Origin of the sequence: Undibacterium hunanense (genome assembly GCF_014284335.1) — a bacterium.
In the GTDB taxonomy this organism is placed as follows: domain Bacteria; phylum Pseudomonadota; class Gammaproteobacteria; order Burkholderiales; family Burkholderiaceae_D; genus Undibacterium; species Undibacterium hunanense.
Map to the genome: position 1 here is coordinate 119933 of NZ_JACOGF010000001.1, position 25624 is coordinate 145556.

At 53.0% G+C, this 25624-nt stretch carries 24 protein-coding genes; 5 read left to right on the top strand and 19 right to left on the bottom strand.

Annotated elements, in window-relative coordinates; translation table 11 throughout:
• Positions 1-13: 13 nt before the first annotated feature.
• On the top strand, positions 14-703 hold the full coding sequence (locus H8L32_RS00490; RefSeq protein ID WP_230412004.1) for a pentapeptide repeat-containing protein: 690 nt from the start codon (positions 14-16) through the stop codon (positions 701-703).
• Positions 704-744: 41 nt separating this feature from the next.
• Here H8L32_RS00490 and H8L32_RS00495 read toward each other — a convergent pair whose 3' ends face one another.
• The 5 genes from H8L32_RS00495 to H8L32_RS00515 form a co-directional block, all read right to left on the bottom strand.
• A complete protein-coding gene (locus H8L32_RS00495; RefSeq protein WP_186945214.1) occupies positions 745-1092 on the bottom strand; it encodes a hypothetical protein in 348 nt (115 codons plus the stop codon).
• Between the two features lie 65 nt (positions 1093-1157).
• Positions 1158-1673 (bottom strand): hypothetical protein, encoded by a 516-nt coding sequence (locus tag H8L32_RS00500; protein ID WP_186945215.1) that lies wholly within the window; start codon positions 1671-1673, stop codon positions 1158-1160.
• 92 nt (positions 1674-1765) lie between these two features.
• Positions 1766-2287 (bottom strand): hypothetical protein, encoded by a 522-nt coding sequence (locus H8L32_RS00505; protein ID WP_186945216.1) that lies wholly within the window; start codon positions 2285-2287, stop codon positions 1766-1768.
• Between the two features lie 83 nt (positions 2288-2370).
• Positions 2371-3564 (bottom strand): amino acid aminotransferase, encoded by a 1194-nt coding sequence (locus tag H8L32_RS00510; protein ID WP_186945217.1) that lies wholly within the window; start codon positions 3562-3564, stop codon positions 2371-2373.
• A 243-nt stretch (positions 3565-3807) separates the two neighbouring features.
• Positions 3808-7089 carry an amidohydrolase family protein gene (locus tag H8L32_RS00515; protein WP_186945218.1) on the bottom strand — a complete coding sequence of 1094 codons (3282 nt, stop codon included), beginning with the start codon at positions 7087-7089 and terminating at the stop codon, positions 3808-3810.
• Between the two features lie 249 nt (positions 7090-7338).
• Between H8L32_RS00515 and H8L32_RS00520 the strand changes: the two genes are divergently transcribed.
• Positions 7339-11274 carry an ATP-binding protein gene (locus H8L32_RS00520; protein WP_186945219.1) on the top strand — a complete coding sequence of 1312 codons (3936 nt, stop codon included), beginning with the start codon at positions 7339-7341 and terminating at the stop codon, positions 11272-11274.
• Between the two features lie 55 nt (positions 11275-11329).
• On the opposite strand, the gene H8L32_RS00525 is transcribed toward H8L32_RS00520, so the two are convergent.
• Both H8L32_RS00525 and H8L32_RS00530 read right to left on the bottom strand, forming a co-directional pair.
• Complete coding sequence (locus H8L32_RS00525; RefSeq protein ID WP_186945220.1) at positions 11330-12481, bottom strand: CaiB/BaiF CoA transferase family protein; 1152 nt, start codon at positions 12479-12481, stop codon at positions 11330-11332.
• 39 nt (positions 12482-12520) lie between these two features.
• Positions 12521-13663, bottom strand: a complete 1143-nt coding sequence (locus H8L32_RS00530) for an acyl-CoA dehydrogenase family protein (protein ID WP_230412005.1) — start codon at positions 13661-13663, stop codon at positions 12521-12523.
• 152 nt (positions 13664-13815) lie between these two features.
• Between H8L32_RS00530 and H8L32_RS00535 the strand changes: the two genes are divergently transcribed.
• Positions 13816-14463: a TetR/AcrR family transcriptional regulator gene (locus tag H8L32_RS00535; RefSeq protein ID WP_186945221.1), complete on the top strand. Its 648-nt coding sequence runs from the start codon at positions 13816-13818 to the stop codon at positions 14461-14463.
• Positions 14464-14493: 30 nt separating this feature from the next.
• Here H8L32_RS00535 and H8L32_RS00540 read toward each other — a convergent pair whose 3' ends face one another.
• The 12 genes from H8L32_RS00540 to H8L32_RS00595 form a co-directional block, all read right to left on the bottom strand.
• On the bottom strand, positions 14494-14835 hold the full coding sequence (locus H8L32_RS00540; RefSeq protein ID WP_186945222.1) for a hypothetical protein: 342 nt from the start codon (positions 14833-14835) through the stop codon (positions 14494-14496).
• Between the two features lie 269 nt (positions 14836-15104).
• Positions 15105-16400 carry an NAD(P)/FAD-dependent oxidoreductase gene (locus tag H8L32_RS00545; RefSeq protein WP_186945223.1) on the bottom strand — a complete coding sequence of 432 codons (1296 nt, stop codon included), beginning with the start codon at positions 16398-16400 and terminating at the stop codon, positions 15105-15107.
• Positions 16400-16690 (bottom strand): 2Fe-2S iron-sulfur cluster-binding protein, encoded by a 291-nt coding sequence (locus H8L32_RS00550; RefSeq protein WP_230412006.1) that lies wholly within the window; start codon positions 16688-16690, stop codon positions 16400-16402. Before H8L32_RS00550 ends, H8L32_RS00545 begins: the two co-directional genes overlap by 1 nt.
• Positions 16683-17816, bottom strand: coding sequence for an NAD(P)/FAD-dependent oxidoreductase (locus H8L32_RS00555; protein WP_186945224.1), 1134 nt, complete (start codon positions 17814-17816; stop codon positions 16683-16685). The genes H8L32_RS00550 and H8L32_RS00555 overlap by 8 nt, the downstream gene beginning before the upstream one ends.
• 45 nt (positions 17817-17861) lie before the next feature.
• Positions 17862-18758, bottom strand: a complete 897-nt coding sequence (locus H8L32_RS00560; RefSeq protein WP_186945225.1) for a dihydrodipicolinate synthase family protein — start codon at positions 18756-18758, stop codon at positions 17862-17864.
• A gap of 401 nt (positions 18759-19159) precedes the next feature.
• A complete protein-coding gene (locus H8L32_RS00565; protein ID WP_186945226.1) occupies positions 19160-19762 on the bottom strand; it encodes a HupE/UreJ family protein in 603 nt (200 codons plus the stop codon).
• 27 nt (positions 19763-19789) lie between these two features.
• Positions 19790-20434 (bottom strand): urease accessory protein UreG, encoded by a 645-nt coding sequence (ureG, locus tag H8L32_RS00570; RefSeq protein ID WP_186945227.1) that lies wholly within the window; start codon positions 20432-20434, stop codon positions 19790-19792.
• A 48-nt stretch (positions 20435-20482) separates the two neighbouring features.
• Entirely contained in the window at positions 20483-21163 is a 681-nt protein-coding gene (locus H8L32_RS00575; protein ID WP_186945228.1) for an urease accessory protein UreF, read from the bottom strand.
• A gap of 2 nt (positions 21164-21165) precedes the next feature.
• On the bottom strand, positions 21166-21684 hold the full coding sequence (ureE, locus tag H8L32_RS00580) for an urease accessory protein UreE (RefSeq protein ID WP_186945229.1): 519 nt from the start codon (positions 21682-21684) through the stop codon (positions 21166-21168).
• 3 nt (positions 21685-21687) lie between these two features.
• Positions 21688-23385, bottom strand: a complete 1698-nt coding sequence (gene ureC / locus H8L32_RS00585; protein WP_186945230.1) for an urease subunit alpha — start codon at positions 23383-23385, stop codon at positions 21688-21690.
• Positions 23382-23687 (bottom strand): urease subunit beta, encoded by a 306-nt coding sequence (locus tag H8L32_RS00590; RefSeq protein ID WP_162058817.1) that lies wholly within the window; start codon positions 23685-23687, stop codon positions 23382-23384. The genes ureC and H8L32_RS00590 overlap by 4 nt, the downstream gene beginning before the upstream one ends.
• A 9-nt stretch (positions 23688-23696) precedes the next feature.
• Positions 23697-23999 (bottom strand): urease subunit gamma, encoded by a 303-nt coding sequence (locus tag H8L32_RS00595; RefSeq protein ID WP_110253278.1) that lies wholly within the window; start codon positions 23997-23999, stop codon positions 23697-23699.
• A gap of 450 nt (positions 24000-24449) precedes the next feature.
• Between H8L32_RS00595 and H8L32_RS00600 the strand changes: the two genes are divergently transcribed.
• Positions 24450-25088 carry an RNA polymerase sigma factor gene (locus tag H8L32_RS00600; protein ID WP_186945231.1) on the top strand — a complete coding sequence of 213 codons (639 nt, stop codon included), beginning with the start codon at positions 24450-24452 and terminating at the stop codon, positions 25086-25088.
• Positions 25085-25606, top strand: a complete 522-nt coding sequence (locus H8L32_RS00605) for a hypothetical protein (protein WP_186945232.1) — start codon at positions 25085-25087, stop codon at positions 25604-25606. Before H8L32_RS00600 ends, H8L32_RS00605 begins: the two co-directional genes overlap by 4 nt.
• Positions 25607-25624 lie beyond the last annotated feature (18 nt).

The following is a 25624-nucleotide window of genomic DNA, read 5'->3' on the forward strand; positions in this document are numbered from 1 at the left end:
ATGTAATCATCTCATGACTCAACAAACCATTGCCATTTCTGGCGAAACCCTGAACCGTACACGTATGGAGCAATTGACATCGGCGGCTGGTGATTTACTCAGGTTTGATGACTGTGATTTCGAAGGTCTTGATCTGTCCAGATTAAATCTGGAAGCCGCGTATTTCCACAACTGCAGACTGACAGATGCTTCGCTGTACGCCGCCAATCTGGCCAACACGGTATGGCAGCGCTGCCGTGCCGGACATGCTGACTTTGAATCAGCCAATCTTGTCGATGCCAAATTTACGAGCTGCGATCTGAATAATAGCAAGTGGCGACGCGCCAAACTGGGTTCGGTGCACTACCAGAGTTGCAAGCTAACGGGTGCCATCTTTGAAGAAGTCAGTCACCTTGGCCTGTCGTTTGAAGACTGCTTGCTGATAGGTGCCGATTTACAGAAAATGTCTTTTCGAAAAGCGAAACTGGCAGGACTGGATTTCTCAGACGCTGACCTGTCAGGCAGCGACTTTCGCGATGCCATTTTCGAAGGCGGAAGCTTGCGTGACGCCGTTCTGGTGGCTGCACGCTTTGAGGGTGCCGATTTGCGCGAGGCAGATATCAGTGGACTCAAGCTGGTCAATGCCAGGCTCTTCAAGGGCGCGACCATTTCCCACCGGCAGGCTGCCGAGCTGATCATGGAGCTGGGGATTAATGTAGGCTGAATCTGGCGGGCTCAGCACTTAAGAACTTGTTCCCGCAAGACCTATTGTCTCATCACAGGCGCTGGCAACACCAGATTTGTCGCCTTGGAAATAGCTCCCCACAGCACGCCAACAACCGCATTCCACACCTTTTCGACGGTCACCATGAGCAAACCACGCAAGGTTTTGGCAAAACTCAGGGCCATGTCTTCCAGCCCATCAAGAAAGAATTGCTGAGTTTCCGGAGTAATTTGCTTGGTTAATATACCGGTGCTGACCAGCCCCGCCTGTTGCGCGATGGCCTGTAATTGCTGCTGGGTGAAACCACGCAAGGTCGTCACGTCGGTTTGCAAAACGCCTGTGGCCGCAGCCTGCATATCGGCGACGAGTTGATCAAGATCAAGTGACATGGTGCTTTTCCTTCTGCTTATTGCTACATATGCTACAAATTAGCGCTACAAGTTATTGCTGCAAATTAGCGCTGCAAGAAATTTTCGTAGGTGATGGCCTGATCCAGATAGATCACGGCCTGGCCCTTGAATGCCAGTGCCTCATAGGCAGTCACACCTTGCTGGCGATCGGTATCGCGCATTTTTGCCAGGGTGTCCGACACTTTCCTGATTGCATAGGCACTGGGCGGGGTACTGTCGTCATCCACTATGCCCGTACTGCCGCGCTTGTCGAGTGCGCGATTGATGGCATCGGTGACCTTGTTTTTTGGCATGGGGCGGGCACCGGCTTGCAGACTCAGTGCATCCAGCCGTCCTATGAGGGAATTGTATTTATCGGCACGACTGGCAAAACTGCTTTTGTCCGTACCATTTGATACACTGGCAAACAGGATCATGGCATCGGTATTGACTGCCGCCAATCCATCCACTACGGCCTTGTCATAGGCTGGTGCCAGTTGCGTGGCGCAGGCGGCCAGCATCATGCACATGCCCAGCAGCCATAATCGCGTCAATAACAGGATACTTGCAGTCCGCTTCATGGCTCTCCACATTTCATGGTGTCAAAAACTTCATCTTAACATCATGAAATGCAATTTCAACCAATATACTTATACTGCCAGGTGGTTTTATGTCAGGGCGTGAAAGAAGCCGCAATACGTTTAGTGGCTTCATCATATTTTTCACGATTGCTGCTGGCATAGGTCCACTGAAACAGGCTGCACCATTTTCCATCAGTGATTAATTTCTCGTAAAAAATCTGCTGACCGTTGTTGCCAATTTTATTGCCGCCGTTTTTGTCACCGTTGTTACCATCTTTAATGCCAGATACCACGGCAAAATGTTTACCCTTGGCATGATAAGTAATCTGCCTGCCATCTTTGGCTTTGTTTCTCTCCGCTTTTGCAAGAAATTCTGCCGGCGTGGTGTCCCACTCTTCTATGCAGGCGCGCGCATACACTCTCAGTTCTGCATCCCGTTTGGGTGATAAAAACACCTGTCCATCACCATTGGCAGCTTCACCCTGTGGCTGTAAATAATCAGGATAATCAATCGCAAACCCATAGCGCTGATTGACATAGGTTTTGTAGACAGTGTCTGCACGGGCAGAAAAACTCAGGCAGGCAAGCAGAGGGAGGATGAAATACAGTCGCATATTATTCAGACATGGCCCTCATTCCCACAAAGAAAAAGAGGGCCAGTAAATACTTATCAATACTTAATAATGCTTGGCAGTGTTTAGCCCAGCACCGCAGCAATAGCACTTGCCGTTGCTTCGACATTACCAGTGTTCAGGCCGGCGACACACATACGGCCAGAACGCACCAGATAGACGCCAAATTCTTCTTTCAGGCGATCACACTGCTCTGCCGTCAGACCGGTGTAGCTGAACATGCCGTGTTGGGTCAGGAAGTAGCTGAAATCACGGCCTGGCAATTTGGCGCTCAGTACATCATGCAATTTGCGACGCATGAGCTGGATGCGATCACGCATGGCAACCACTTCAGCTTCCCACATGGGGCGCAGTTCAGGATCAGTCAGAACACGTGCCACCAGTTGGCCACCGTGCAAAGGCGGGTTGGAATAATTGCGGCGTATCGTTGCCTTCATCTGGCCCAATACATTCACGGCTTGCGCAGCATCCGGGCACACCACACTCAGGGCACCACAACGCTCGCCATACAGGCTCATGCTCTTGGAGAAAGAATTGGCGACGAAGAAGCTCAAACCTTCGTCTGCCAGCAGGCGCACGGCATACGCATCTTCTTCGATACCATCGCCATAGCCCTGATAGGCCAGATCCAGGAAGGCAATCAGTTCACGCTCTTTCAACACAGGCACCAGTTGTTGCCATTGCGCCTTCGTCAAATCGACACCGGTCGGGTTATGGCAGCAGGCGTGCAGCAAAACAATACTTTTTTTCTCTGCGCCCTTCAGCGCTTCCAGCATGGCATCAAAACGCAGACCACCGGTCGCTGCGTCGTAGTAAGGATAGGTTTTGACCGTCAGACCACAACCTTCAAATACGGCGCGGTGATTATCCCAGGTAGGGTCACTGACCAGCATGGTGCTTTCAGGAAAATAGCGCTTGATGAAATCACCGCCAACCTTCAGGCCACCACTGGAACCGACAGACTGTATGGTCACCACACGGCCAGCCTTGACTGCCGCATTGTCAGCACCAAACAGCAAATGCTGGACCGCAGTACGGAAATTGGCAGCACCTTCCATAGGCAAATAAGGACGGGCACCGGCATCGGCCACCACCTTGTGTTCTGCTGCGCGAACGGAAGGCAGCATGGGGATCTTGCCAGCATCATCAAAATAAATACCGATGGACAAATTGATCTTGTTCGGACGAGGGTCTTTGCCAAACGCCTCGTTCAGTGACAGGATAGGATCGCCAGGGTAGGCTTCGACGTGCTGAAACATGATAAAACTCCAGATGGTTGGACATAAAATCAAAGCGGCATTGTTTGCATTTTTATTAAATAAAATGCACTGACAATGTGCGTCATGCCTCTATTGTGACACAAGCCAACCTCAACTTAGGATACAACTGCCCTAGCACATGCGTGAAAACTGTATTGATCTGACCAAATCAAACATAAGCAGTATAAAAAATGCCGCCCCCTTGTCAGGAGAACGGCACATATTGCCATACGATAAAATAAATCAATGCCCGTGCGAATGTTCCTCGGCTTCTACCGGCATATTGCTGCCATTGCTGCCTTCAAAGAAGAAAGGCTTGCGGGTTTTAGGTGTCTTGCCGACTTCATTCATGGTTGCTGATTCATACAGGCGGCCATTCAGCATCACATGGCTAACCCGGTCTGACACGCGTATGTCTTTCAGTACATCTCCATCAACGATCATCAGGTCCGCCAGTTTGCCAGCTTCCAGCGAGCCTACGTCCTTGTCCAGCCCCAGATAGCGCGCGCCATTGATGGTACCGCTGCGGATGGCTTCCATAGGCGTCATGCCACCCCGTACCAAAGTCCATAGTTCCCAATGGGCAGCCAGACCTTCACGCTGACCATGCGCCCCCAGATTGACCGGGACACCGGCACGCTGCAATGACGTAGCCGTTTCTGCGACCTTGAAGACATTGAAATCTTCTTCCGGTGCAGTTTCACGCCTGACACTGCGCGGCTCCAGTACCGATTTGGGAACATATCTGGTCAGCAAAGGATGTTTCCATACATCCGTGTGTGCATACCAGTAATGTTCGCCATCCAGGCCACCATAGGCAACCCCCAGCGTAGGTGTATAACCGACCTGGGTTTGCGACCACAATTGCCGGACATCGTCATACACTTTTTCGACGGGCAAAGCATGTTCAACACCGGTATGGCCGTCGACTACCATGGTCATATTGGTCTGGAATAATGAACCGCCTTCTGGCACCACCATCATTTGCGTCTGCCGTGCGGCTTCCAGAATTTGCTGACGCTGCTCACGTCGTGGCTGGTTATAGCTCTTGACCGAAATTGCCCCGGCTGCCTTCAGGCGTTTCAGGTGTGTCAAGGCATCGTCCAGATTATTCACGATGGCAGCGAAGTTGCCCTTGGCACCGTACAGTATGGTGCCAGTTGAGTAAATGCGTGGTCCCAGTACCTGCCCGGCCTTTTGCAACTCACTCTGGGTAAAGATTTCGCCGGTATCGTTGGAAGGATCGTGGATGGTCGTTACCCCAAACGCCAGTGACGCATAATTGACCCAGCTTTGCTGCGGAATAATGCCACCTTCCCCCATACCACCATGCCAATGCACGTCAACCAGGCCCGGCAATATGGTCTTGCCTTTTGCATCTATCTGTCTGGCACCATCCGGTATGGCGATGTCGCTGGCCTTGCCTATGCTGATTATGCGGTTATCCCTGACGACAATGCGACCATCTTCAATGACTTCATCGCCTTTCATGGTGACTATCCGGGCGCCGGAAATCACAGTCAGGCCAGCAGGCTTGTCGGCCTGTTGACGGAAACCTATCTTGACGCCCTGCTCCACTGGTTTGGGCAATTCGGCCGGTGCGCCGGGTACAAATGCAAAGGCGTCTTTCAAATCACGGCTGAATAATTCATCGCCCAAAGAAAAATGAATACGCTTGCTGTCACCCGACCAGTGCAGATATTGTCCGGCATTCACATCCAGCTGTTTTACTGGCAGGGCATCCATTTTCTGACCTATGGTGACAGCCTTGCCAGCCAGCGGCAGTGGTGTGACATAGGCATGATAACGTTCACCAAATGCCAGCCATTCGCCATCCGGAGAAATCGCAAATTCACCAGCAAATTCACTTTTTGCGACCGGTTGTTCAGGCTTGCCATCCAGTGGCAGGCGTACCAGCGAAGTAGTCCAGTCAACCTCTCCTGAAAATTGCGTGCGTGTTACGTATACGGCATCAGCATCTTTGCCAAACTGCGGTGCACTGCCATCTTCCGACAAGAAACGTGGTTCGGATTTGCCGTCAACACTGGCCAGATAGACCCCGGTGTCCATTCCATACCAGGGCGTGGTCAGAAAACCACCCTTGGCCTTGACGTAAGTAACTTGCCTGCCATCCGGTGAAAAACGCGCTTGCATGTATTTGCCCGGCGCCTTGGTAACCACCGATTCCCTGCCACTGGCAAGGTCCACTACCCTGACCGAGCCCAGTTTCTCATCATTCCAGCTACTGAAAACCACAGCTTTGCCATCGCGTGAAAAGCTGGGGAAGAATTCAAAATGGGTGTTTTGCGCGGTCAGGCGGCGAGGTGCTCCATTTGGCAAGTCTTTGATATAGATATGCCCCAGCGCCGAATACACGACCTTGTCACCCTGTGGCGCCACATTCACCCAACGTAACTGATGCACATCAAACTGATCGGGGGCCACCTCATGCGGAAAACGCAGGGCATCACGGACTTCGCGTGTGTCTTTCACATGGAAGGGAATCTCTGCTGCCTTGTGCGAGAACGGGTCAAGACGCCATATCTTGCCTTTGGCCCAGACCACGATTTCCTTGCTGCCAGGCATCCAGGCGAAAGCTGGATAAACACCCTGTATGGCCCAGGATTCCTGCATGTCGCGTTCCAGCTCCGGCCAGGCGGCAGCTTCTTCGCCGGTCTGCAAGTTTTTCAGGAACAAGGTGGACTGATTCCGCACGCGGCGTACAAACGCCAGATATTTGCCATCCGGTGACGGAACAGGCCTTACTGCGCCACCGGGGCCACTGACCACAGCCTTGACTTTACCATCCTGCATGTCGCGACGGAAAATCTGGTAAATCTGTGCGTTGGAATTTTTATTGTATTCAAAGGACGTGCCAGCCGTCGTATCTTGCGAATAATAGACATAGCGGCCATCTGGTGAAAAAGCTGGCTCACCCAGGTCTTTTTGCCAGTTTGGCTTTTCATTCAACTGCACGCCCGTACCGCCGCTTTGATGGTAAAGCCAGATTTCACCAGACCCCAGTGAACGTGTGCCGGTATAGTGCTTGCGGGCTGCAATATATTGTCCGTTCGGGTGCCACACCGGGTTATTCAAAAGGCGGAAATCTTCCTTGCTGACAGCATGCGCATTGCTGCCATCGACATTCATGACCCACACATTGTCACCGCCACCAGCGTCAGACATATAGGCAATCTGTTTGCCGTCGGGTGAAAATCGCGCCTGCATTTCCCACGCCATGGAATGCGTCAAGGCCCTGGCTTCACCGCCTGCAATCGGCAGCGTGTACAAATCACCCAGCAGATCAAAAACCAGTTGCTTGCCGTCAGGGCTGACATCCACACTCATCCAGGTGCCACTGCGTGTGTCAATATTGACTGTCCTGCTTTCGCCTGGGGGATGATTGACATCCCATTTCTTTTTTTCTGCATCCGGCTTGGCGGCGGATTCTGCGGCTGATGCCGCCAATACTGGCAAACACAGCATGACAGCCCAGGCTACAGGCAATAGTCGTGAAACACGCATAGACTTCTCCCTCGGTGGTTTTTATTTGGTTTTATTTGGTTTTTAGTTGGCCAATAATGATGCGCAATAATATATCCAAAGCATATCAGCCAGACGATTTCAGATGCATCCGCAGGCAAAAAGTTCCCACTGGCAAGCCCTTATCCTGTAGCGCAGCCCTGGCAATGTATTAAATTACAACAAAACTGAGTGCCATACACCATCAAACCGACCGGCATCAGGTATGATTTGAACAACTGCACTCTGTCCATGATCATGAATCTATTCGCGCTAGAGGACGAAGTAACACAGCTTGCTGCCAGATTGACTTCTGCGCATGGGCTGGAAAAATTCATGGCGCAACTAAGCCTTGCCTGGCACTTGCGGCAAAGAGATAGCCGGCGAGCCTCCGTGCTTGCAATCACGGTGCTGGCAGAACTGGCCGACCTCGAAGCGCCAGAGACACTGCGCAGACAGTTTCATGCCCGCCTTTGCCTGATCAGGGCAGAAATTGCCGCTCTGTATGGCAATCTGACTTTTGCCGAACGCCTGCTGGAAGAAAGCACGGCTGTTTTCACTGATCTCAATGACGCAACCGGCCTGGGTGACGCCAGTCTGACCGATGCAGCACTGGCACTGGAACAGGGTGATGCCGGGCGTGAAGCCCGCGCCTGCAACAATGCCGTCACCTGGTACAACCGGGCCAATGATCAGCTCAGGCTATCGATTGCAGAATCCTGGGCCATCTATGAACTGGCATTTTATGATCCTATGGCAGCGTCGGTCAGACATGCTGCGTTTGGCAGACAACATCAACACCTGTCCCACCCGGCAGTGGCTGCCCACCTGGCAGCAGCCCAGGGCGTGATTCAGGGCCGGCGCGAACCGGCCCGCTCATCCGTCTATTATCTGCAAGCCAGTGAACTGGCGCGTCAAGCCGGCATGATCAGGCTGGCCATTATTTCAGCCGGTAATTCTGGTGAATCCATGCAGGCCATCGGTGATCTGGAAGGCGCTGCCGGCGTATTTGACTGGGCGGCAGAACGTGCTCATGAAACCGAATGGCCTGCCCTGATTGGCTATGCCATGTCGCATCTGGGTAGCCTGCTACGGCAACTGGGGCAACTGGAACGCAGTAAAAAAACGTTGGAAGAAGCACTGAATGGCTTTTCCCATGCGCCGGGTGGCATCAATAAAGCCATTGTCCATGCAGAATTGGCAGAATGCCTGTTGCTACAGGGTGAAACTGACAAAGCCATACTGGCATTCAGCGAGGCCATCAGCCTGTTTCGCGCTGCCCACTCGATGGATGACTTGCCGCAAGCCCTGATACGTTATGCGCGTGCCCTGTCCATCGCTGGCCAGGCCACCGCCGCCCTGGATGCCATAGAAGAAGCACGAACCCTGATCCACCTGCACCAGTTCACTGCGCTGGGTGTAACATTGAACCAGACACTGGCAGAAATTCATGCGCGTCATGTGGTCAGCCTGCCAGCCAACATGGATGCGCCGAATGCCACCATCTATTACCTGGAAGAGTCATTACAAACCGGTAAATTGACCGAGGGCTGGCAAGCCAGTACAGAATTGCTGATGGCCCTCAGCCATGCCTGGTCAGATAATGGCGAAACCGGCAAGGCACTGGCATATGCAAAAATGGCCGTCATAGCAGAGCAGCGTGAAAGTAAAAAACAGGCAAACAACCGCACAGCCATGGCGCAGGTCAGACATGAAACCGAATTGATACGTGCAGAAGCTGAACAACACAGGCTGATTGCCGCATCAGAAGCACGCCGTGCAGCCACCTTGCAAGAGGCCGGTGTGACGCTGGAACGACTGGGCAAGATAGGGCAAAAAATCACCTCCAACCTGGAGCCGGAAGCCGTCTTTGAAGCGATACATCATCACCTGAAAGATTTGCTGGATGCTACCACCTTCATCATTTATCTGCTGTCCGACGACGGCAAGACCCTGACCCAGGCCTTTGGCATAGAAGAAAACCTGCCGCATCCGTATCATGAAGTTGCGGTCAACGATGAGCGCGCCTTCAGTGCCCGCTGCGTGCGTGAGAAACGCGAAATCATACTGGAGCTGCAGGCTGACAATGAATTTACCGTCGTGCTTGATACCTTGCAGACCCTCAGCCTGCTGTTTGCCCCACTCAGTATCAATGAGCGCATTCTGGGTGTAATGACCATACAGACCCCACGCGAGCACGCCTATGGTGAACGGGAATGCCTGATTTTCCGCACCCTGTGTGCATACGGCGCAATCGCACTCGACAACGCCAACGCCTATCGTGAGCTGCGACTGACCCAGCAGCAACTGGAAGCGGCAAGCATCACCGAAAGGCTGGCCCGCAAAAAGGCGGAAGATGCGACGCGCCTGAAGAGTGAATTCCTGGCGAATATGAGCCATGAAATCCGCACGCCCATGAATGCAGTCATCGGCCTGGCCCATCTGGCCTTGCAAACCCGGCTGACACCCAAGCAATATGACTATGTCAGCAAAATACATCATGCCGGTGAATCACTGCTCGGCATCATCAATGACATCCTGGATTTTTCCAAGATAGAAGCGGGCATGCTGGATGTCGAATGCATTCCGTTTTCCATAGAAGAAGTGTTGACCGGCATCTCCACCGTGACCAGTCAGAAGGCAGCAGAAAAACAGGTCAACTACCTGGTTCAGGTTGATAGCGATGTGCCGCCAAGCATTTATGGTGATCCTTTGCGTCTGGGCCAGGTGCTGATCAATCTGGTCAATAACGCTGTCAAATTTACGCCTACGGGTGGCGATATCACCCTGCAAGTACACAGTTTGCCATTGCCAGCCAATACACCCAGCCGGTCACTGCTGCGCTTTTCTGTCAGCGATACCGGCATAGGCATGTCGGCTGAACAACAGCAAAACCTGTTCCAGCCATTTACCCAGGCCGATGGATCAACCACCCGCAAATATGGCGGCACCGGGCTGGGCCTGTCAATTTCGCGCCGTCTGGTGGAATTGATGGGTGGCGAAATCAGCGTACACAGCGTGGCAAACCAGGGCTCCACCTTCACCTTTGAACTGGTTTTCGACGCCAACGCCCATCCGTTCAACAAACCACATCTGTCAGGCAATTTATCTGCCCAGCAAGAAAAAAACAGACCGGCACAGCCATCGCAAAACCATGCCGGGCGTCGTGTATTGCTGGCAGAAGACAATCCCGTTAACCAGCAAATCGCGCTGGAACTCTTGAGCATGGTCGGCATCACTGCCGATGTCGCCGAAAATGGCAGCGAAGCCGTGCGCCTGGCGCTGGCTTCGCCACCCGGCTATTACGCCATGATTTTCATGGATTTGCAGATGCCTGTCATGGATGGCCATGAAGCTGCCGCCCTGATACGCAAAGAAGCGCAATTTGATGACACACCCATCATCGCCCTGACAGCCCATGCAGTTGGCGATATACGCGAGCGCTGCATGCGCGAAGGCATGCAGGATTATCTGACCAAGCCGGTGCAGCCGGAAGCCCTGTTCAGGATCGTATCGCGCTGGATCAGCGGCGGCGAAGAACAGACCAGCATCGCCTCGGCTGTCTCTTTGGCAGCATCACTGGTTGCACTTCACGAAGAAACCGACATCATCCTGCCGCATTTCACCCAGCTCGATACCCGGCAAGGTTTGCATTACATGGGTGGACGCCAGGATTTTTATCTGAGTATGCTGCATAGGTTTCAACAAAGCCAGGCAGACACGCTACCTGAAATTCAACGCCTGCTGGACAACAACGATAATAAAAATGCAGAAAGATTAAGCCATACCCTGAAAGGACTGGCAGGCAGCATAGGCGCGGTGGAACTGCAAAAAATCGCAGCAGAGATGGAACAGGCCTTGTTCAATGAAAACGACCGCGAAACGATTACTGCATTGCAAGAACGACTGCAACAATCACTGAATGCCGTCCTCGATGAATTGACTGCACAATTGCCGGACAACCTGCCCAAACCGGCAGAAGCTGCATTCAGCGAGCTTGAGGCGAAACAACTGCTGTCTGATTTATATTATTTATTGCTGGCATCCGACGGTGATGCACAAACCCTGTTTGATGAACACCAGAATGCCATTGCCAGCCAGTTGAGTCCGGACCGCATGATACAGCTCAAGCATTTCATGCATCAGTTTGAATTTGAACTGGCAGCCGGGATCATTGCCAAACAATGACCCCCCTTGGCTATCACACATGCACAATTGAATCAGTTTCTTTGAATTTTAGCTGCTAAATCAGTTTGTGCTCTGCCAAACTGCTGATTCTGTCTTCAGCAATTCCCCAGTCACGCAAAATAGCTTCACTATGCTGACCTGGCGACGCGGGTGGAAGTCCTAGTTCCGGGCTGGTGCGGCTGAATCGGGGTGCGGGCGCTGGCTGGGTGACACCATCCACATCGACAAAATTGCCCCTGGCCTGGTTGTGCGGATGTGTGGGTGCTTCTGCCATATCCAGAACCGGAGCAAAACAGATATCCGTCCCTTCCATCAATTCACACCATTGCTGCCGGGTCCTGGTTTTGAACAGGCTGGCACATTTCGCTTTTAATTCTGGCCACTTGCTGGCATCCATCTGCGCTTCAAATGCAGCATCCGTGATGCCAGAGAGTTGCAATAACAGGGCGTAAAACTGTGGCTCTATCGAAGCGATGGAAATGTATTTGCCATCGGCACAGGCATAGGTGTCATAAAAATGAGCGCCACCATCCAACATATTCGCGCCACGCTGGTCACTCCATGCACCAAAAGCACGGAAACCGTAAATCATGGCACCCAGCAACGCAGAACCATCAACCATGGCAGCATCAACAACCTGTCCCTTGTCTGAGTTGCGTGCTTCGAGCGCGGCGCAGACGACCCCAAATGCCAGCATCATGGCACCGCCACCAAAATCCCCGACCAGGTTCAGTGGTGGCACAGGTGGGGTATCCGCCCTGCCCATGGCGTGCAACATGCCGCTGAGTGCGATGTAGTTCAGGTCATGTCCTGCCGCCTGGGCCAATGGTCCATCCTGCCCCCAGCCGGTAATGCGTCCATATACCAGCCGTGGATTGGCTTGCATGCAGGGTTCCGGGCCCAGACCCAGTCTTTCCATGACCCCAGGCCGAAAACCTTCCAGCAAGATATCTGCTTTCCCTGCCAGTTCCAGTACCAGATTTTTTGCTTCTTCCTGCTTCAAATCCAGTGCCAGTGATCGCCGGCCACGCGCCATGACATCGTATTTGCTCCCCAGCATGGGGAAAGGATTTTTGCTGCCAGCCGCCATTTTGCGGTCTATGCGTATGACTTCCGCACCCATGTCGGCCAACATCATGGCGGCAAACGGACAAGGCCCCAGGCCCACCATTTCAATGACACGTATTCCTGTTAAAGGTCCAGCCATGTTTCATCCTTTATCCATCGTTCTGGTTTGTCTGCCTGCTCACAGATTGCGCGCAATAATTTCTTTCATGATTTCATTGGCACCGCCGTAGATACGCTGCACCCTGGCGTCCACATACATTTGCGCTATAGGATATTCCATCATGTAACCATAGCCACCAAACAATTGCAGACACTGGTCAATGACCTTGCATTGCAGATCGGATATCCAGTATTTGGCCATGGAAGCCAGTTCGGTATCCATGCGACCTTCCATCATATCGACGATGCAGCGGTCAATAAAGGTGCGGGCGATGGTTGCCTCGGTCTTGATTTCTGCCAGGACAAAGCGGGTGTTCTGCATCTCGATCAGAGCCTGCCCAAAAGCCTTGCGTTCACGTGTATGTTCTATGGTCAGACGCAGTGCCCGCTCTATGGCAGCGACACCGGCCACGCCCAGTATCGTGCGTTCATACGGCAATTCTGTCATCAACTGGCTAAAGCCTTTGCCTTCGGTGCCGCCCAGCACGCGATCAGTTGGCACGCGCACATCATCAAAAAACAGCTCGCAGGTATCCTGACCTTTTTGCCCTATTTTTTCCAGTATGCGGCCGACGCGGTAACCCGGGCAATCCCTGGTTTCGACCAGTAACAGCGAAATACCTTTGGCACCGGCATCCGGGTCTGTCTTGGTAACGACTACCACCAGGTCAGCCAGGTAACCATTGGAGATAAAGGTTTTGGAACCATTGATGACGTAACTATCGTCCCGGCGCAGTGCACTGGTGCGTATGCCTTTCAGATCAGAACCGGCGCCTGGTTCAGACATGGCAATGGCAGCCACCATTTCACCACTTGCCAGCCTGGGCAGATAATAGTGTTTTTGTTCTTCCGTACCCTGATTCAAAATGTAGTGTGCGACGATGGCGTGTACATGAATACCCAGGGCCATGTCACCGGCATAAGTCAGTTCTTCAAACACGATGGCCTGATGCGCAAAGCTGCCGCCGGAACCACCATATTCTTCAGGTATGTCTGCCAGCAACATGCCCATAGCCCCCGCCTTGTGCCAGACTTCGCGGTCTACATGTTGCTGCTTTTTCCAGCGGTCCTGATGCGGAATCACTTCGGCATCGACAAAGCGCCGCACGGCGTCACGAAAGCTGTCCAGTTCTGGTGTCATCCAGCCAGGCTTGATTTGCATAGTGTCTCCATCCATGGTCGTTAGCTTGCTTTTATGTTTGAATTGGCTTGAATTGCCGCAAGTCTGCTTTAAGGTTACCATCTCCGGCACCCATACGAGCATCATCCCTGATTTTTAGAAGACTATCCCCATTCGCCATGCCAGATAAAGTGATGACCACCGCTACAGCAACTGGTGACGCAACGCAGCAAAGCCAGCCACCTGCAAAAAAAAGGGGGCGGCCTGTGCTGGACGAATCAGAAAGCATACGACAGGAACTGATCAGCCAGTCGGCCCGGTTATTTCGCAAAAAAGGCTATGACAACACCACGGTGCGTGACATCGCCGCTGCGGTGGGCATACAGTCAGGCAGCTGGTTTTATCACTTCAAAACCAAGCAGGACATTCTGGTTGCGGTGATGGAACAGGGCATGCAAAGATCATTGCAGGAAATTGAACAACTGAGCCTGGCCGATTTGCCAGCGCGCCTGGCATTTCAGCGTCTGGTAGAAGTGCACCTGAATACCCTGCTGGCACCGGATCATGATTTTATTGCCGTCTTGCTGTATGAATGGCGTTCGCTGGACAAACCTGCGCGCACCAGGATTATTGCCCTTAAAGACAGGTATGAAACCGTGTGGGAACAAGCCATTGTCGCCCTGCATGCCTCGGGCGACTGGGCCATGCCAACACCATTGGATAAATTACTGATGTTTGGCACCCTGAACTGGACCGCCCAATGGTATCGCCGTGGCACCGGCATCAGCATAGAGGAACTGGCTGCGCAGTGCGTGCAATTCATCCTGCGCACCAAGGCATGACAGGCAGGGATGCATGTCTCAAAAAATGTCTTATGCAGGATTACGCTTTGAAAACAGTGCCACCAGACCAACGATCAGCAAGACAGGAAATAACAGGGGCAAGAGCGCCAGCGCAAGAGAACCAAGTACGACGGCAATGATGAAGAACAATAAAATGCCCACACCTGCCAGTACCACACCCGTCAGACCCAGGGCCAGCAATATGGCACAAGCACCTATGCCGCAAGCCAAAACGAAACCGAACAAGCCGCCGATCACACCCGTTTCATGACCATTGACGTGCATGTTCACGTCGCTGAATGCACCTAAGCTGATAACAGCCAGCAGCATAAGAAAAAATACGATCAGTGCGGTACGTTTATTGGAAGTCATGATGTGCCTCTCGTGAGTGTGGTTGGGCTTTTCAAAGCCAGTGTTGTAGATCGATGTAGTTATCTTAGACACGACCATCCTCATCTGCCATGCACTTGCGACAGAATGCATAAATCATGGGGCAAACAGTCAATCTGCAGGAAATTTGGCAGCGAAGAAAAGAAAAAAGCAGGCTGGCAAACCTGCTTCAGGGTGACAGTTACCAGCCGTCAAACAATCAGCTTTGCTGATTGTTTATTGTTTATTGTTTATGGTTTATGGTTTATGGTTTATTGTTTATGGTCAGCACCGATTGTTCCCAGTGCCGCCAGTGTAGATACCTTGACCGGAAAAACCGGCGGCCGCATGCCAGGGGCTTGCCAGCCAAACAAAAATTGACAGGCTGCACCACAGATACGGCCCTGACAGGCCCCCATGCCAGCCCTGGTCATCAACTTGGCGCTGCGCCAGTCGCCATGCAAGGCCAGTTGCTGGGCGCTGACATCTTCACAACGGCAAACCAGGGTATCTGGCTGACATAGATGACGCCATCTTTCGTCCGCAGCAAAGCTGCTATTGAGCAGTTGCGCAAATAGCCTGGCCTGGTCGCGCCTGGCCAGCGCATCGTCGCTGATGGTCTGGCCTGTGGCTGCCAGACCGGCAATGTGTCCTTCTGCCAGGGCCTTATCGACACCACCTATGCCGCAAGCTTCACCGGCGGCCCAGATGGCAGGCTGACTGCTGGCCTGATGTGCATCCACCTGAATACTGCCTTCATCGATATGACAAGCCAGCAGACCGCCAAGCTCAGGATTGGGCAGCAAGCCAAAACCACAGGCCAGAAAATCACAAGGCAGATCCAGTGTTTTACTGCCGTGTTGCAGGCTGACACTGCTTAACTGCTGTTCACCAGTGGCCTTGATGACCCTGGCATCATGCCGGTAAGCAATCTGCTTCAGAGACCAGAACAATTTAATGGCCTGCAAAAATTTACCCCGATGCTGACGGAGCAAGGCCAGGAAGAAACTCATCAACTCGCCAGTGCTGCGATGTTCTGCAATGGTAACGACCATGGCCCCTGCCCGCCTTGCCGTATCAGCCACCGCCAGCAACAAGGGGCCGCTGCCGGCAATCACCACACGTTTCCCCTTTACCGGCATACCGCCTTTGATCAGGGCTTGTAAACCACCCGCTCCGGTAACGCCGGGCAGTGTCCAGCCGGGGAAAGGCAGCAACAGTTCACGTGCGCCGGTACAGAGTATGCATTTCTCCCAACGTATTGTTTGCGCACCATCAGCGGTTTCCAGCAAAAATTCCTGCTCGCCGAACCTGCCTACAATGCGTGCACCATAAACGATACGCAGATTGGTACGTTGGCTCAGCGTGTCCCACAGTGCCTGCGCGCGACTGTCGCGCCACTGACCAGAACCGCCACGCCATATCTGGCCACCGGGTGCCGGATTTTCATCAATGATGGTCACCGTGACACCTGCCTGTGCCGTGGCTGCCAGTGCAGCAGCCAGACCAGCCGGGCCAGCACCGACTATCAGCACATCGGTAGAGAATGCCACTATCGTGTCGCCCATCATTGCCCACCAAACCCGGTGTTGATGACCATGCCTGACCGGCAGTATTCCTGGCAGGCCAGGCGATGTGGCTGGCCATTAATGCTGACCCGGCATTCCTGGCAGACACCCATGCCACAAACGGCAAAACGTGGCTGGCCAATGACTGACACATGGGTTTGCTGATGCTGGTATTGCATCAATGCCGCAGCCACCGTTATGTCACTGCTGCATTCAACAGGCTGGCCATTGATCCATATTTTTGCCGGTGTTTTTACCTGCATGGCTGTTTGTTCAGGCATTTCAGGCATATTTGCCACCATGTTCAGAGAAAAAACGTGAAGGCAGATAGGCAGTGTCATCAAGTTTGCCAGGGCGTGCGGCAATCTGGTCTGCCAGTATCTGTGCCGTAGCCAAAGCTGTTGTCACGCCCAGACCTTCATGCCCTGCTGCCACCCAGATGCCTGGTAACAGTGGATGCGGCCCTATGATAGGTTGCCCATCAGGCGAGGCCGGACGCATACCCGCCCAGGCACGAATAATCTGCATATCCGCCAGGCAGGGTAATAATTGCATGGCTGCCTGTAGCACAGCGCCCAAAGCGCGCGGATCAATGCTGGTATCTGTCTGATGATCCTGGCGACAGGAACCCAGCAACCATTGCCCGGTCGGGCGTGGCTGAATGTTGGCAGCGACAGCCAGGGCATCGGCAGTCACTGCTGCCTGGCCATAATTCATACTAACGATCTGGTGCGACAGGCGTCCTGGGTAGCGGTCGGTAATAGCAAGATGCCCTTTGCGGCCAAATACGGCAATCTCTGGCAAGAGCCTTGCCACGTCCAGACCGGCGGCAATGACGATGACATCTGCGCCCAGCCTGCTACCATCTTCCAGTTTCAGGCTGGCAGCATGCACGCTGCTGACGCGCTGGCCCAGCAACAATTGCCCACCCTGCCTGCGTAATTGCTGCGCCATGAAATAGGCGATTTGCGGCGGATACACCACACTGTCACCCATCACCCGGACGCCACCAGCCAAACCGGGGCGCAAGGCTGGTTCCAGCTTTTGTACCTGCGCACCGCTCAGTGCATCGGCCTGCCAGTCCCGTGCATTCAAGGTGGCGGCTCTGTGCTGTGCTTCTGCCAGTTGCGCTTCATCCTCGGCCACCCACAAGGTGCCACAGGGACTTGGTTCGCCAACATCAGGAAACTCGGCAAAAAACTCACGCCATAAACGCAAGGACAAGAGACACAGATCAAGCTCCTGGCTGCTTTCATCCAGTGCCACCAAATGTCCCATGCCCGCCGCTGTCACACCACAACCTGGCGTACCAGCGTCAATCAGGCCAACCTGGAAACCATCCTGCTGCAATTTGAGCGCGCAGGCACTACCGACTATGCCTGCCCCAACCACCAGCGCCCTTGGCTTCATGCTCATCACTGCCACATCCTGAACCAGCCTGTCAGTTAAAGTGAGTTAAAGTCAATTAAATACAGGCAGCACAGGGCGGCTTGCCAGGGCAGCGTTGACTATCTGTTCTACCCGTGCGCGCAAGGCACCGTCCAGTGGCAGGCGCGGTGCACGTACCCTGTCATTGGAATCGATCACCAGGGCTTCGACCAGTTTGATGTTTTGCACCAGATAGGTAGACACATCCAGATCCAGCAAGGGACGGAACCAGCGGTAGATATCGAGCGCTTCAGCATAACGACCGGCCTGTATCAGGCGATAAATTGCCACCGTTTCATGCGGGAAAGCCACTACCAGCCCGGCTACCCAGCCTTTGGCACCAGCAGTCAATGCTTCAAACGCCAGATTGTCGACACCGGTGAACAGGTCATAGCGATTGCCCAGGCGATTGATGATTTCTGTCGTACGGCGAATATCGTCCGATGATTCCTTGACAGCCACAAAGCGGGCATCATCTGCCAGCTCTTCGAGCATGTCGGTGGTCACATCAACGCGATAGGCCAGGCGATTCGAATAAATCATGATGGGCAAATCCCCCGCTGCCGCAATGCTGCGCAGCGTGGCGACGGTCTCACAATGATTGGTATGGTAAATGGTGCTTGGCACCACCATCAAACCATCGGCACCGGCTTTGGCAGCTTTTTCTGCCAGGGCGCAGGCATCGCGCGTCGCGGCTTCGGCCACGGTCATGATCGCTGGCTTGTTACCCGTAACCTGCTTGGTCAGTTTCAATACATCAATGCGCTCTGCATGCGACAACAGCGGGCCTTCACCCAAAGAGCCACAGGCGATGAGGCCATCGCAACCGGCATCCATCAGATAATGGAAACAACGTTCCATCTCTTTAAAATCGAGACTGTCGTCGGAATTGAATTTTGTCGTTACTGCGGGAATGACACCTTGCCACATGGTATTTGCCTTGCTTTCTCCGGCGAAACCCGGTTAATTTTGAAAATCAGTCAAAGAAACCTTGCGCTGACAGATGCTCAACAAATCAGCCAACATATCAACCCAAAAAAACAGGCATACAAGCGGTCGAAGAAATCGGTCACAACAAAAATGAAGCAACACATGGAGTAATTCAGCAGCTGTCAGGCTTGAATAGGAGAAAGTGTAAGTCCACAGTGAACGACAGTCTTGATGTTTGTATGCGTTCTGGAAGACGAAATCGGCATAGTCACTTGAAGTGGCGACCAAAGGGTCACAGCATGCAGTAAATTACAAATCAGGCAAGAATGACATCGCCACCCTTGCCCTATAGCTTGATTAAAGATTGAACCTCTATCAGCTTACAGAATCAGCTTGCAAAATCAGCTTGCAGATACGAAAAAGAAAACCCCAGCCATGGCAATGCCTGCACCAGCAACACGCGGCAACTGACTTGCCAGCCATTGTTGTGCGCCCTTACCCGCCATCCAGCCCATGACATGGATAAAGGCGGTAGCCAGCACAAAACCGCTGCCATACAACAGTGCAGATGCATTCGCTGGCATTTCCTGACCATGTGCATAACCATGTGCCACGGCAAACACAGATACCAAGGCCACACCTGCACCGACAGGCAATTTAACAGCAAAACTGATCAACAGGCCCAGCACCACGACAGAAGCGGCAATGCCGTGCTCTACGCCCGGCAATGCAAGCCCTGCCAGGGCCAGTGCGCCGCCAGCGATCATCATTAAAGGAAAACTGGCTGGTATCAACCATGCACGTGCCTGTTTTTGTTGCGCCGCCCAGATACCTATCGCCAGCATGGCCAGCAAATGATCAAGCCCGGTGAATGGATGGAGAAAGCCATCCTGCAAGGCATTCATGGTATGCAGCACACTGTCATGCGCCGACGCTGGCATAGTCATCATGGCGAGGCTGAACGCGGTGATAGCACCAAGAATTTGCGATTTACTTGCTTTCATATTTATCTCCCGATTCCAGATTGAAAATTAGTTTTTGACTTCGTCCAGCATGCCTTGTTTGCGGATAAAGCTGACTACCGCTTCCAGCCCGTCACCCGTGCGCAGATTGGTAAATACAAAAGGCCGTTCACCACGCATGCGCTTGGCGTCTTGCGCCATGATGTCCAGATTGGCGCCTACGTGCGGTGCCAGATCGGTTTTATTGATGATCAACAAGTCTGAACGGGTGATGCCTGGCCCACCTTTGCGCGGGATTTTTTCGCCACCGGCCACGTCAATGACGTAGATGGTCAGGTCAGACAGTTCTGGGCTGAAGGTGGCCGCCAGGTTGTCACCACCCGATTCCACCAGTATCAAATCAAGGTCAGGGAAATCAGCACTCATGCGGGCTATCGCTTCCAGGTTGATGGAAGCATCTTCGCGTATGGCAGTGTGCGGGCAGCCACCAGTTTCCACCCCCATCAGACGTTCGGCAGGCAAGGCATCTGCACGCAGCAGAATTTCCATGTCTTCCTTGGTATAGATGTCATTGGTAATGACCGCCATTTCATACTGGTCGCGCATGCTTTTGCACAGCATTTCGCACAATGCAGTTTTACCTGAACCTACCGGACCACCTATGCCTACGCGCAAGGGGTTTGGTTCTGAAGATGTATGTGTTTGAGTATTCATTTATTGTTTCCTGTTTTTTATTTCTTACGACCGGCTTTATGACCGCCTTTATGACCGGTATAGCCGGCTGTATTGGACCTCATGCTGCATGGACAGCAAAGACAGCCCGGGTGCCCAATTTGATAATTGGCCATCTTCCAGCTCTTGCGCCAGTCTTGCCGCTTTTTCCAGTTCTGGTCGCAACGACAGCAGTAAACGTTGCCCTGCCACCTGACCCAGGGGTATGGACTTCACCCCCACCAGCACCTGGTTTTCTGCCCACGAAAACAGCATGCCCAGCAAGACTGATTCTGGCGGTACCTGCAAGGCAACGGCGGCTGCAGCCATGGCCGTGGGCAAAGGCAATTCATGTTGCGCCAGCAAAATCGCCAATAATTCTGCATCGGCAATTTTCAGGTCGCTCACCAGTTTGCCCAGTGAATAACCCATCTGTATGCTCTCTGCCCGAAATTCTGCTGTATCCCTGGCGGCAATGAACAGGCTGGTCCAATGCGACACGGCGGCCAGATCTCTTTCACCAAAAGCCTGCAACAAACGCCACAGTACCGGCGCTTCAAAACGGGCCACCACTTCATGCAGGGAATTGATGATCCATTCCCTGGCTGTTGTTTCGTTGCGCACCAGGCCTTTTTCTATCGCCGCTTCCATTCCTTGCGAATAACTATAGGCACCGATAGGCAAAGACGGGCTGGCCAGTTGCAACAAATGGAGCAATGCCGCAGACTGCATGTTCAAGCCTTGCTGTCTGAAGGACGATGTATGCGCTGGCGCAAAGGTATCGGCGCAAGTGGATTATGCGGATGCCCATCATCACCACCATGATGATGGCCACCGCCATAAGCACCTGATTCGGGCTCAAAACTGGCCTGTTCTTCAGTAACGACTGCGCCCAGCCCCTGCAACATTTCCTTTAGCACCGGGTCTTTGCGTATGCGCAAAAAACCGTCACCGACCTGCGCCTGGGTATGCCGGTTACCCAAATGGAAGGCGCAGCGCAATAAATTAAAGGCAGTTTCGCATTCCACCTTATATGTCGGCTCGGCAGCAGCAACGACTTCTATCACGCGGCCATCATTACCCAGCATCAGGTCACCATGGCGCATGACTGTGCCGCGTACGGCAAACACCGCAACATCTTCACCGCTGACAAGCGTGGCACGCAAGCGGCTTTTTTCACGTAATTCATACGGCAAAACCAGTTGCCCGGCGATGCTGTCGGCAGTCTCAATTTTTGTTTGTAATGTCAGCATTGTTTAAAATAAAAAATAGCGTTGGGCCATGGGCAGGATTTTTGCTGGTTCACACACCAGCAATTCACCATTGGCACGGACTTCATAGGTTTCGGAATCAACTTCCATTTTTGGCGTCAGGCCATTGTGTATCATGTCCTTTTTGCGAATATGCCGTGTGTTCTTGACGGCAATCAGGGTCTTGTTCAACTTCAGTTGTTCTGCCAGCCCGGCATCCAGCCCCGCCTGCGAAACAAAGGTAAAGGACTTTTTCAAGCCGCCACCAAAGGCACCAAACATCATGCGGTAATGCACGGGCTGTGGCGTTGGTATTGATGCATTCGGGTCACCCATCTGGGCGGCGGCGATCATGCCGCCCTTGATGATCATCGATGGCTTCACGCCAAAGAAAGCGGGCTTCCACAAGACGATATCGGCAATCTTGCCCACCTCCAGCGAGCCAACTGCATGGGCAATGCCATGGGTCAGTGCCGGGTTGATCGTATATTTGGCGATGTAGCGTTTGACGCGGAAGTTGTCATGACGCGCATTGTCTTCCGCCAGCGAACCACGCTGCTGCTTCATCTTGTCTGCCGTTTGCCAGGTACGCATAATGACTTCGCCAACACGGCCCATGGCCTGGGAATCGGAAGACATCATCGAAATAGCACCGATATCATGCAAAATATCTTCCGCAGCAATGGTTTCGCGCCTTATGCGTGATTCGGCAAAGGCGATGTCTTCGGCAATAGCCGGGTCAAGATGATGGCAGACCATGAGCATATCGAGATGCTCGTCCAGGGTATTGACGGTGTAAGGCCGGGTAGGATTGGTGGAGGATGGCAGTACATTCGCCTCGCCCACCGCCGCAATAATATCCGGCGCATGGCCACCGCCTGCACCTTCGGTATGGAAGGTGTGGATAGTCCTGTCCTTGAATGCCGCCAGGGTATGCTCCAGAAAGCCGCCTTCGTTCAGCGTGTCACTGTGGATGGCAACCTGCACATCCATCTGGTCTGCCACGGTCAAGCAATTGTCGATGGCTTGTGGCGTCGTGCCCCAGTCTTCATGCAGCTTCAGGCCAATGGCACCGGCCCTGACCTGCTCTTCCAGCGGTAAAGGCAGGCTGACATTGCCCTTGCCCATAAAGCCCAGGTTCATTGGAAAAGCATCTGCCGCCATCAGCATGGAATGCATATGCCAGGGGCCTGGCGTACAGGTAGTGGCTGCCGTGCCGGTGGCCGGGCCAGTGCCGCCGCCCAGCATGGTGGTGACGCCACTCATCAACGCTTCTTCAATCTGCTGCGGGCAAATAAAATGGATGTGTGAATCGATGCCACCAGCGGTTACGATCTTGCCTTCACCGGCAATGATCTCGGTCGCACCACCAATGGCCATGTCAACACCAGACTGTATATCTGGGTTGCCGGCCTTGCCTATACAGGCAATCAAGCCATTTTTAATGCCGATGTCTGCTTTGACGATACCCCAGTGATCAATGATGACAGCATTGGTGATGACGGTATCCATGACTTCAGCATGTGGCCTTTGCGACTGGCCCATACCATCGCGTATCACCTTGCCGCCACCAAACTTCACCTCTTCGCCATAGATGGCAAAGTCTTTTTCAATTTCTATGAACAGGCCGGTATCTGCCAGACGGATGCGGTCACCCGTGGTTGGCCCGAACATTTCAGCATAAGCATGACGTGAAATTTTCATAGCGCCCCCATCACTTTACCGCTGAAACCATAGACTTTTCTGTCACCCGCCAGGGCCACCAGTTCTATGCTGCGTTGCTGCCCCGGCTCAAAACGAATGGCGGTACCGGCAGCAATGTTGAGTCGCATGCCGTAAGCCTGTTGACGGTCAAATTGCAGGGACGGATTGGTTTCATAAAAATGAAAATGTGAGCCTACCTGTATCGGCCTGTCACCGCTATTGGCCACAGTAATGCTGACAACGGGACGACCTACGTTCAATTCGATATCCCCATCCTCTATCAGGGTTTCGCCTGGTATCATGGTTTTCTCCTAAGGAATGGGGTGATGGACAGTAACCAGCTTGCTGCCGTCCGGGAAAGTCGCTTCGACCTGGATATCAGGAATCATTTCCGGCACGCCTTCCATGACATCGGCACGGCTGAGTATTTGCGTGCCTTCTGACATCAGTTCTGCCACCGTGCGGCCATCACGCGCACCTTCCATGATGGCAGCGGTGATCAGGGCGACCGCCTCCGGGTAATTCAATTTCAGGCCACGCGCCTTGCGCCGCTCCGCCAGCAAGGCGGCGGTAAATATCAGCAATTTGTCTTTTTCTCTGGGTGTCAGATCCATATCTTCTTTCTCGCTCCACGTAGTTCTTTCCCATTATTTCGGTTGATTTTCAAAATAACAAGTAGTCAGATACCTAATATCCACTTTTACTACTCAAACATTATTAAAAGCAACACAGCAAGTTTTGAACCAAGTATATCTATGTGCAGGCGATCAATATTGCATGAAAGCGCACCAAATTAATGCATACAATCACCGACTTGGTGCAATTTTATTGAATATCAGGTTAACAGCCTTTAGCGAAATAGTTGGAACTTTTGAGCCCCTTCAAGGTAATACCTCTTGAGACATACATAAATTGCTCCAACAAAACCAAGCAGAACACAACATTAAGCAAATTAGGACTTACGCAAAATTGTCCCAACAAGGCGCGGCGACGAAGACAGTACTTTAGTACGGCTAGGAGCTGCAACGCAGTAGGGGCGGTTTTGCGTAAGTCCTACACAACAAATGAAGACGGATACCGGGAATACAGACTCCAGCTTGCTGAGGCAAATGCGCGATGGCGATGTCGCTGCATTTCAACGTCTGTACCAACGGCATCAGGGGCCGATTTATCGCTATGCCCTGATGCGCTGCGGCCAGAGCGCGCTGGCCGCCGATGTCGTGCAGGATGTATTCATGGGCTTGCTGACCAGATCGTATCGTTATGACGCGGGCCTGGGCAATTTGCAGAATTTTTTATTTGGCGTCGCCAGGAACCTGCTGCTGAAACAGGATCAGACCCAGCGCCGCCATCAGCAGTTGCCCGGCCAAGGTCACGGAAATGAAGACGAAGAAGAAGTATTGATAAGCGAAGCAGCAGAACCCTCAGATGCCATCTTCAGCCAACAATTGACAGAACACGTCAGACAGGCAGTTGCCGTGCTACGCCCGCATTATCGTGATGTGATTATTTTGTATGAACTGCAAGAACTGTCGTACGCAGAAATCGCCGTCATTTGCAGCATAGACATAGGCACGGTACGTTCTCGCCTGTCCAGAGCACGTGCCGCCATCCTGCAATACAGCGAAAGAATGGGATGGCGTACTGAACTGACCATGCACACGAACACAACACAAGCAACAATGACAGGAACCGAACAATGACAGCCCCAGAAAACGCCATCAACGATGCAGGCGGCATGGAAACAGCACTAGACACATCACTGGACAGGCAATTCAGCATCTTGCGTGCAGACCTGCAACAACTGCATACGCCAGCCGCAACCGAACAGATTTTATTGCAAGCCTTTGCAAAACAGCAAGCCAAAGACAAAAAACAGGCTAGAGCCAGGCGCTGGCGCCCATGGCTGGCTGGCATGCTGACATTGGGTGGCAGCCTTGGCCTGTTCATGATGACGATACTGTTCCCTGCCCATCTACAAGACCCGTCAATGCATAACCCAGCCTATAACAACACCGATTTACCGCCCTTCATCGCCCTGGTACCGCTGGAACGCCTGAACAATGAAACACCCCACATGCTGGAAGCAGAAGTACCCGCAGCCTGGCTCACCAGCCTGGGCATGCCGGTAAGCCCAGAAATGGCAGGCGACCTGGTACAGGCCCAAATGCTGGTAGGCGACGATGGCGAACCCCTGGCCATGCGCCTGCTCAAATATTAAAACAGTTTTTCAACACCG

Bases quoted from the DNA above. Each gene is read 5' to 3' on its own strand.
- H8L32_RS00490 (WP_230412004.1), top strand. From the start codon at position 14: ATGACTCAACAAACCATTGCCATTTCTGGCGAAACCCTGAACCGTACA.
- H8L32_RS00495 (WP_186945214.1), bottom strand. From the start codon at position 1,092: ATGTCACTTGATCTTGATCAACTCGTCGCCGATATGCAGGCTGCGGCC.
- H8L32_RS00500 (WP_186945215.1), bottom strand. From the start codon at position 1,673: ATGAAGCGGACTGCAAGTATCCTGTTATTGACGCGATTATGGCTGCTG.
- H8L32_RS00505 (WP_186945216.1), bottom strand. From the start codon at position 2,287: ATGCGACTGTATTTCATCCTCCCTCTGCTTGCCTGCCTGAGTTTTTCT.
- H8L32_RS00510 (WP_186945217.1), bottom strand. From the start codon at position 3,564: ATGTTTCAGCACGTCGAAGCCTACCCTGGCGATCCTATCCTGTCACTG.
- H8L32_RS00515 (WP_186945218.1), bottom strand. From the start codon at position 7,089: ATGCGTGTTTCACGACTATTGCCTGTAGCCTGGGCTGTCATGCTGTGT.
- H8L32_RS00520 (WP_186945219.1), top strand. From the start codon at position 7,339: ATGATCATGAATCTATTCGCGCTAGAGGACGAAGTAACACAGCTTGCT.
- H8L32_RS00525 (WP_186945220.1), bottom strand. From the start codon at position 12,481: ATGGCTGGACCTTTAACAGGAATACGTGTCATTGAAATGGTGGGCCTG.
- H8L32_RS00530 (WP_230412005.1), bottom strand. From the start codon at position 13,663: ATGCAAATCAAGCCTGGCTGGATGACACCAGAACTGGACAGCTTTCGT.
- H8L32_RS00535 (WP_186945221.1), top strand. From the start codon at position 13,816: ATGACCACCGCTACAGCAACTGGTGACGCAACGCAGCAAAGCCAGCCA.
- H8L32_RS00540 (WP_186945222.1), bottom strand. From the start codon at position 14,835: ATGACTTCCAATAAACGTACCGCACTGATCGTATTTTTTCTTATGCTG.
- H8L32_RS00545 (WP_186945223.1), bottom strand. From the start codon at position 16,400: ATGGGCGACACGATAGTGGCATTCTCTACCGATGTGCTGATAGTCGGT.
- H8L32_RS00550 (WP_230412006.1), bottom strand. From the start codon at position 16,690: ATGCCTGAAATGCCTGAACAAACAGCCATGCAGGTAAAAACACCGGCA.
- H8L32_RS00555 (WP_186945224.1), bottom strand. From the start codon at position 17,816: ATGAGCATGAAGCCAAGGGCGCTGGTGGTTGGGGCAGGCATAGTCGGT.
- H8L32_RS00560 (WP_186945225.1), bottom strand. From the start codon at position 18,758: ATGTGGCAAGGTGTCATTCCCGCAGTAACGACAAAATTCAATTCCGAC.
- H8L32_RS00565 (WP_186945226.1), bottom strand. From the start codon at position 19,762: ATGAAAGCAAGTAAATCGCAAATTCTTGGTGCTATCACCGCGTTCAGC.
- ureG (WP_186945227.1), bottom strand. From the start codon at position 20,434: ATGAATACTCAAACACATACATCTTCAGAACCAAACCCCTTGCGCGTA.
- H8L32_RS00575 (WP_186945228.1), bottom strand. From the start codon at position 21,163: ATGCAGTCTGCGGCATTGCTCCATTTGTTGCAACTGGCCAGCCCGTCT.
- ureE (WP_186945229.1), bottom strand. From the start codon at position 21,684: ATGCTGACATTACAAACAAAAATTGAGACTGCCGACAGCATCGCCGGG.
- ureC (WP_186945230.1), bottom strand. From the start codon at position 23,385: ATGAAAATTTCACGTCATGCTTATGCTGAAATGTTCGGGCCAACCACG.
- H8L32_RS00590 (WP_162058817.1), bottom strand. From the start codon at position 23,687: ATGATACCAGGCGAAACCCTGATAGAGGATGGGGATATCGAATTGAAC.
- H8L32_RS00595 (WP_110253278.1), bottom strand. From the start codon at position 23,999: ATGGATCTGACACCCAGAGAAAAAGACAAATTGCTGATATTTACCGCC.
- H8L32_RS00600 (WP_186945231.1), top strand. From the start codon at position 24,450: ATGAAGACGGATACCGGGAATACAGACTCCAGCTTGCTGAGGCAAATG.
- H8L32_RS00605 (WP_186945232.1), top strand. From the start codon at position 25,085: ATGACAGCCCCAGAAAACGCCATCAACGATGCAGGCGGCATGGAAACA.